The 6720-nt window shown below is 71.0% G+C and carries 6 protein-coding genes and 1 pseudogene; 4 read left to right on the plus strand and 3 right to left on the minus strand.

The genetic code is table 11. The annotated features are described in order from the left end of the window. The 3 genes and pseudogenes from FYW99_RS31405 to FYW99_RS31415 all read right to left on the minus strand — a co-directional run. Positions 1 to 166, minus strand: a pseudogene (locus FYW99_RS31405) (succinate--CoA ligase subunit alpha); the annotation flags it as partial. Positions 167 to 181: 15 nt separating this feature from the next. Continuing rightward, entirely contained in the window at positions 182 to 1363 is a 1182-nt protein-coding gene (gene sucC / locus FYW99_RS31410) for an ADP-forming succinate--CoA ligase subunit beta (protein WP_150256218.1), read from the minus strand. Positions 1364 to 1776: 413 nt separating this feature from the next. Continuing rightward, complete coding sequence (locus FYW99_RS31415) at positions 1777 to 2187, minus strand: cobalamin B12-binding domain-containing protein (protein ID WP_150256220.1); 411 nt, start codon at positions 2185 to 2187, stop codon at positions 1777 to 1779. A 146-nt stretch (positions 2188 to 2333) separates the two neighbouring features. Between FYW99_RS31415 and FYW99_RS31420 the strand changes: the two genes are divergently transcribed. From FYW99_RS31420 to FYW99_RS31435, 4 genes are all read left to right on the plus strand, one after another. After that, positions 2334 to 2774 (plus strand): hypothetical protein, encoded by a 441-nt coding sequence (locus FYW99_RS31420; protein WP_150256222.1) that lies wholly within the window; start codon positions 2334 to 2336, stop codon positions 2772 to 2774. Between the two features lie 170 nt (positions 2775 to 2944). Then, positions 2945 to 4648, plus strand: a complete 1704-nt coding sequence (locus FYW99_RS31425) for a DNA-3-methyladenine glycosylase 2 family protein (RefSeq protein ID WP_150256225.1) — start codon at positions 2945 to 2947, stop codon at positions 4646 to 4648. 50 nt (positions 4649 to 4698) lie between these two features. After that, positions 4699 to 5262 (plus strand): methylated-DNA--[protein]-cysteine S-methyltransferase, encoded by a 564-nt coding sequence (locus FYW99_RS31430; RefSeq protein ID WP_150256229.1) that lies wholly within the window; start codon positions 4699 to 4701, stop codon positions 5260 to 5262. Between the two features lie 214 nt (positions 5263 to 5476). Beyond that, positions 5477 to 6544 carry a M23 family metallopeptidase gene (locus tag FYW99_RS31435; RefSeq protein WP_150256227.1) on the plus strand — a complete coding sequence of 356 codons (1068 nt, stop codon included), beginning with the start codon at positions 5477 to 5479 and terminating at the stop codon, positions 6542 to 6544. Positions 6545 to 6720: the final 176 nt, after the last annotated feature.

Here is a 6720-nt window from a genome sequence, read left to right on the forward strand (position 1 = left end):
GGACCTCGGTGCCGTCGAAGTCGGCTTTCTGACCGGCCTTGCGGGGGTTGACCCCGCCCACGATGTTGGTGCCCGAGGCGAGCATGCGCCGGGTGTGCTTGGTGCCCTCAGAGCCCGTCATGCCCTGGACGAGCACCTTGCTGTCCTTGTTGAGGAAGATAGCCATGGTGTGTTCCGTCCCCTACTTCGCCGCGAGCTCGGCGGCCTGAGCGGCGGCGCCGTCCATCGTGTCGACCTGTCGCACGGCCGGGTGGGCCCGCTTGGTCAGGATCTCGCGGCCCAGCTCGGCGTTGTTGCCGTCCAGACGGACGACCAGCGGCTTGCTGACGTCCTCGCCGCGGCTCTCGAGCAGCTCCAGGGCCTGGACGATGCCGTTGGCCACGGCGTCGCAGGCGGTGATGCCGCCGAAGACGTTGACGAACACGCTCTTGACCGAGGGGTCGCCCAGGATGATGTCCAGGCCGTTGGCCATGACCTCGGCCGAGGCGCCGCCGCCGATGTCCAGGAAGTTGGCGGGCTTGACGCCGTTGTGCGCCTCGCCCGCGTAGGCGACCACGTCCAGGGTGGACATGACCAGGCCCGCGCCGTTGCCGATGATGCCGACCTCGCCGTCGAGCTTGACGTAGTTGAGGCCCTTGGCCTTGGCGGCGACCTCCAGGGGGTCACCCTCCTCGGCGAAGGTGAGGCTCTCCAGGTCCTGGCGGAACTCGGCGTTCTCGTCCAGGGTGACCTTGCCGTCCAGGGCGACGACCCGGCCGTCCGAAGTCAGGATGAGCGGGTTCACCTCGACGAGGGTGGCGTCCTTGCCGACGAAGGCGTCCCACAGCTTGGTGATGACCTCGGTCGCGCCCTCGGCGGCGGCCTCGGGCAGCTTGCCCGCCTTGACGATCTCCGCCGCGATGCTGGCGGGGGCGCCGGTCAGGGCGTCGACCGCGAACTTGGCGACGGCGTCGGGGTTGGTCTCGGCGACCTCCTCGATGTCCATGCCGCCCTCGGCGGAGCAGATGGACAGGAAGGTGCGGTTCGCGCGGTCCAGCAGGAAGGAGAAGTAGTACTCCTCCGCGATGTCGGAGGCCTCCTCGATCAGGACGCGGTGGACCGTGTGGCCCTTGATGTCCATGCCGAGGATCTGCTCGGCCTTGGCCTGGGCGTCCTCGGGGCCCTCGGCGACCTTGACGCCGCCGGCCTTGCCGCGACCACCGGTCTTGACCTGCGCCTTGACGACGACGCGGGGTTTGCCGGCGGCGGCGAACTCATCAGCGATGGCACGCGCCTCAGCGGCCGTGCTCGCCACCTTCCCCTGGGGTACGGGAACCCCGTACTCTGCGAAGAGTTGCTTCGCCTGGTATTCGAACAGGTCCACGAGGGTCCGTCCTTGTAACTCGCTGGCTCAGGATGTCTACCGGGGTGGCCTCGTCCGGATCGGCTGTGACCCGCTGACACGTGTCACACGGGGCGCACGAGGCACAACCCCGCGGGCTGCGCCGCTTACAGAAGATCGAGATCGCCGCGGCGTTGCCACCCGCGACATGCGCAAAGCTTAGTCGCCTGAAATCCGGCCGACAGACACCGGGGCCCGGGTTGACCGGCTCCGGTCCGCCCCGAAAGCCGCTCAGGCGGCATCGCGGAAGCACCCGCGTGGGAAAATATGTGACCAGGGACACGACATAACACCACGAGGGCGCTTTTCGTCCGGGTACGACCCCCTGAGCAGGTGCGACCAACATCACCCGGAAGGGACGGGGCCGGGCGGAACTCCGGTGGCGCGGGAAGCGGTCAGGCGGCGTGCGCCGGACGGACGTTCTCCCGCACCCAGTCGGCGATCTCCGAGGTCGGAGCGCCCGGAGTGAAGATCTTGGCGACGCCCAGGCGTTCGAGTTCGGCGATGTCGGCGTCGGGGATGATCCCGCCGCCGAACACCCGGATGTCCTCGGCGCCGTTCTCCCTGAGCAGCTCCAGGACCCGGGAGAACATGGTCATGTGGGCGCCGGAGAGCACGGACAGACCGATGGCGTCGGCGTCCTCCTGGAGCGCGGCCGCCACGATCATCTCGGGCGTCTGGCGCAGGCCCGTGTAGATGACCTCGACACCGGCGTCGCGCAGCACACGGGCCACGATCTTGACACCGCGGTCGTGCCCGTCCAGCCCCGGTTTCGCTACGACGATCCGTGCTGCGCCCTCGGCCATGGCAAACCCCTCACGAATGTTCCCCCGGCCGCCCGACCCTCCTTGTGGGAGGCCCCCGGGTGCGCGGGGACGAGACGATGAACTCGCATGAAGCGTAACGCAGGTCACTGTCGGGTGGCGGGCGCGGGGACGGGTATCGTCCGAACATGGGAGACGATGTCACCGAATTCGACCAGACCAGCACAGAGGACCTGCGGGACCGCGCAGTCGAACTGGCGCGGCAGCGGTGGGACCTGCGCTTCTTCTGGCGGCTCCTCGGACTGATCCCGGCCGCCGAGGCGGCGGCGGGCAACGAGGAGGCCAGTGAGGCGAGCGTCGCCCAGCTGTCCGGTTTCGTGTACGAGGCGCTGTCCGCCGAGGCCGACCCGGAGGTCCAGGAGGCGCTGCGCCCGGTGTACGTGCAGTACCTCCTCGACCACGGTGAGACCGCGGAGGACGTGCCCGGGAGCGAGGACGCGGGAGCCACCGGGGTCCGCGGCGGCACGAACGGCCCCACCAGCGGCGCGGAAGGCCCCGTGCGCGGTACGGACGGCCCCGGAAGCTCCCCCGCGCCCGGGACGCGTGACGAGCGCGGCGGTGTCCTCTGAGCCCCTCGTAGGCGGTGGCTCCCCGGGCCGGTGGGTCCCTCCGGACTGACCGGCCCGGGAGCCCGACGGGCCCCTCGGCGCCGATGGGCGCCGGAGTCCCGGAGGCCCTCGCTTCGATGTCCGAAAACCGCCAGCTTCGGTGTGCCGCGTCGGCGAACATGGATGGCGTGATGGACGACGACCAGCGCTACCGCGCCGTACACAGCAGGGACGCCCGCTTCGACGGCGTCTTCTACACAGCCGTGCGCACCACCGGCATCTACTGCCGTCCGAGCTGCCCTGCCGTCACTCCGAAACGGGTCAACGTCCGTTTCTTCCCGACCGCCGCGGCCGCCCAGGAGTCGGGCTTCCGCGCCTGCAAGCGGTGCCGTCCCGACCTGACCCCCGGTTCGCCGGAGTGGAACCTGCGGGCCGACGTGGTGGGCCGCGCGATGCGTCTCATCCAGGACGGTGCCGTGGACCGGGGCGGCGTCAGCGCTCTGGCCTCGGCGGTCGGCTACAGCGAGCGCCAGCTCAACCGGCTGCTGTCGGCGGAGGTGGGTGCGGGGCCGCTGGCCCTGGCCCGGACCGAGCGCGCGCAGACTGCGCGGGTGCTGGTGGAGACCACGGACATGCCGATGGCGGACGTCGCCTTCGCAGCGGGGTTCGCGAGCGTGCGCCAGTTCAACGAGACGATGCGCGCGGTGTTCGACCGCTCCCCCACCGAGATGCGGACCATGGGGAGCGGGCGTGCGTCGGCTTCCGGGGGTTCGCGTGCGGCGGGTGTCCGCCCAGCGGCCACCGAACCGGGGACGGTGACGCTGCGGCTGCCCTACCGGGAACCGATCGACCTCGCCCAGATGCTGAGGTTCCTCGGAGACCGGGCGGTGCCGGGGGTGGAGGAGTACCGGGACGGGGTCTACCGCAGGACGCTGATGCTGGCGCACGGTCCCGCGGTGGTGGAACTGTCCGAGGGGTCCGGGAACGGCAGGGCGGGCAGGTCTCGCCGCGCCGGTGCGGCGGGAGGTGCTCGCTCGGCGGACGCCGCGGACGCGGTGGGCGGCGGGGTGTCCGCGGGCGGTGGGGGGCACGTGCTGTGCCGTCTGCGGCTGTCGGAGGCGCGCGACCTGACCAGCGCGGTGCGCAGGTGCCGCAGGCTGCTCGATCTGGACGCCGACCCGCGGGCGGTGGCCGAGGCCCTGGGCGGTGACCCGCTCCTGGGACCGACGGTGGCCGCCCACCCGGGACTGCGCTCGCCGGGGCACGTGGATCCGGCCGAGCTGGCGGTCCGGGCGGTCCTCGGCCAGCAGGTGTCGGTACGCGCGGCCCGCACGCTGGCGGGGCGGCTGGTGGAGCGGTTCGGCGAACCGCTCGTTCCGGGCCTGGAGGCACCGGGCGGGGGACTCACCCACGTGTTCCCCTCTCCTGACGCGCTCGCCGCCGCCGACCCGACCGGTTTCTCCATCCCGGTCGCGCGGGGACGCGCCCTGGCGGGACTGTGCGAGGCGATCGCCTCGGGGTGGATCGACCTGGGGCCGGGGTGCGACCGGGACGAGGTCGAACGGCGTCTGGTGGAACTGCGCGGCATCGGCCCGTGGACCGCCGGTTATGTGCGCATGCGGGGTCTGGGTGATCCGGACGTGTTCCTGCACGGCGACCTGGGCGTCCGGATGGCGTTGGAGGCCGCGGGCAGACGGGCGACCCCCGCGGCCGCCGCGCGGGAGGCCCGGGTGTGGAGTCCGTGGCGGTCCTACGCCAACCATGCGCTGTGGGCGTCGTTGGCGGACCGTGAGCGGGAGAGCGGGGCCGTCCGGGGAGACGTGGTCACGAGCAAAGGCGTGCGGGGTGGCTCGAAGGAGCGCCAGGAGCGCCAGGAACGGAAGGAATCGGCATGAGCACGCAGCAGGTGCGGGCAGTCGGGGAGCCGTGGCAGGAGGAGCAGGGCATGCTCGCGTTCGATGTGGAGCCGAAGGCGCCCCCGAGGGTGGCGACGGTGGAGTTCCGCGCTCCCCTGCCCGGACCGACGCGGTACACGACGATGGAATCGCCCGTGGGCGAACTGACCCTGTTCGGTGACGGTGCGGCCCTGGGCGGCGTGCTCACCCCCGCCAAGGACGGGAAGACGCGGGTGGTACCGCAGGACTGGATGGCCGACCGGAAGTCGTTCGCCGACGCCGAGGAGCAGCTGAAGGCGTACTTCGCGGGCGAACTGCGCGAGTTCGCCCTGCCGCTGGCCCCCGCGGGAACCGAATGGCAGCTGAAGGTGTGGGCTGCGCTGACGACCATCCCGTTCGGCGAGACCGCGAGCTACGGCCAGCTGGCGGAGGAACTGGGGAGGCCGACCGCCTCCCGGGCGGTGGGCATGGCCAACGGCCGCAACCCGATCAGCATCATCGTGCCGTGCCACCGGGTGATCGGTGCGAACGGTTCCCTGACCGGGTACGCGGGCGGTCTGGAGCGCAAGGAGTTCCTCCTGGGTCTGGAGGGCAGGACCGCGAGTATCCGCTGACCTTGCAGGAAGACCACAGGCCCCGTTCCCGGATGTGGGAGCGGGGCCTTCCTCTGCGGGCGGCACCTGTGGGCGGCCCTTGCTGGCGGCATCGCGTGAAGCGCCGCCCTTACACCCCTTGTCGGGGCACGGACTCGTCATTACCCTTCGGTAACTGTGCGCTCGCACCCCTGTGCGCACGGTCCCGATGGCTCCGCCCCCACAAGGAGAAGAGTTGCCACCCCCTGTCACCCCCCTCCTCCGTGCCCTGGCCTCCAGAACCCGCCCCCTGGGTGTCACCGCCGTAGCCGTCACGGCCTCGGCCGTCCTGGCCGTCACCGCCTCCGCTGCCCACGCCCAACCGAGCCCGGCGGGAACCCCGCTCGCCTCGGCCGACAACGTCGAGATCACCGTCGACGGCGACACCGCCGAGACCCTGCCGGGCGGATCGGCAGCCGCTCCCGCCGAGGACGTCCTGGCCGAGTCGGTGGTCACCGACGTCCTCCAAGCACGGAACTCGACCCTCAGCGCGCTCTCCCGCCAGGAGCGCGACGTGCGGGTCGACGTCCGCGAGGCCGCCGACGGCTCGGCGTTCGGCGTCGCCATCGTGACCGCGCCCATGAACGTCGACGAGAGCCCCCACGCCTGGCTGTTCGCCGCCGACTACGAGGGCTCCGCATGGACGGTGGGATTGGAGGGCACCGAGGAGTTCTCCTCGATCCTGGCCGACTCCGCACTGCTGGAGGAGGAGGAACGGGAGACCGTCGCCGCCTCGACGGATCCCTCCGGCGTCTCCACGAGCAGCTACACCGGTGTCGGGCTGCCGTTCGCCATCGGCTCGTCGATGGTCATGACGGGAGGACCGCACGGCAACAGCGGAGGCCATCCCTACAGTTCGGTGGACTTCGCCGGCGGCAGCGGCCAGGCCCGCGCGGCCCGGGGCGGCTACGCCTACAGCCTGTGTACCGGCTGGACGCGGGTGATCCACGACAACGGGTACTCCACGGACTACTACCACCTGGAGAACTACCAGTGGCTGCCCGGCAACAACGTCGGGGTCGGCCACTACCTGGGCACCCAGGGCAACAGTCTCTGCGCCGGCGGTTCGACGACCGGTGCGCACATCCACTTCTCACTGCGGGGGTACAGCGACCCCAACGCCGCCGGGTGGTACGTCGCCCTGCACGGCAGGACCCTGGGCGGCTGGACCTTCGTGGAGGGCGGCGCCTACGGCGGTTACGCCTACCGCAACGGTGTCGGAACCGTCTACCCGGGCAACTGGATGTACAACTACGGGTTTTAGGCGCCTGCTGATTTCACAAGTGCACATATGAGCCCACGAAAAAAGGGGGAGGGGCCGCCCCGTAAGACAACCCCTCCCCCCACAAAAAAAGCAGGGGACCGCCCACAGACGATCCCCCACCCTCACAAAAAACCGTGGCAGCGACCTACTCTCCCACCCCACCACAGGGCAGTACC

It is taken from the genome of Nocardiopsis deserti, from assembly GCF_008638355.1.
In the GTDB taxonomy this organism is placed as follows: domain Bacteria; phylum Actinomycetota; class Actinomycetes; order Streptosporangiales; family Streptosporangiaceae; genus Nocardiopsis; species Nocardiopsis alborubida.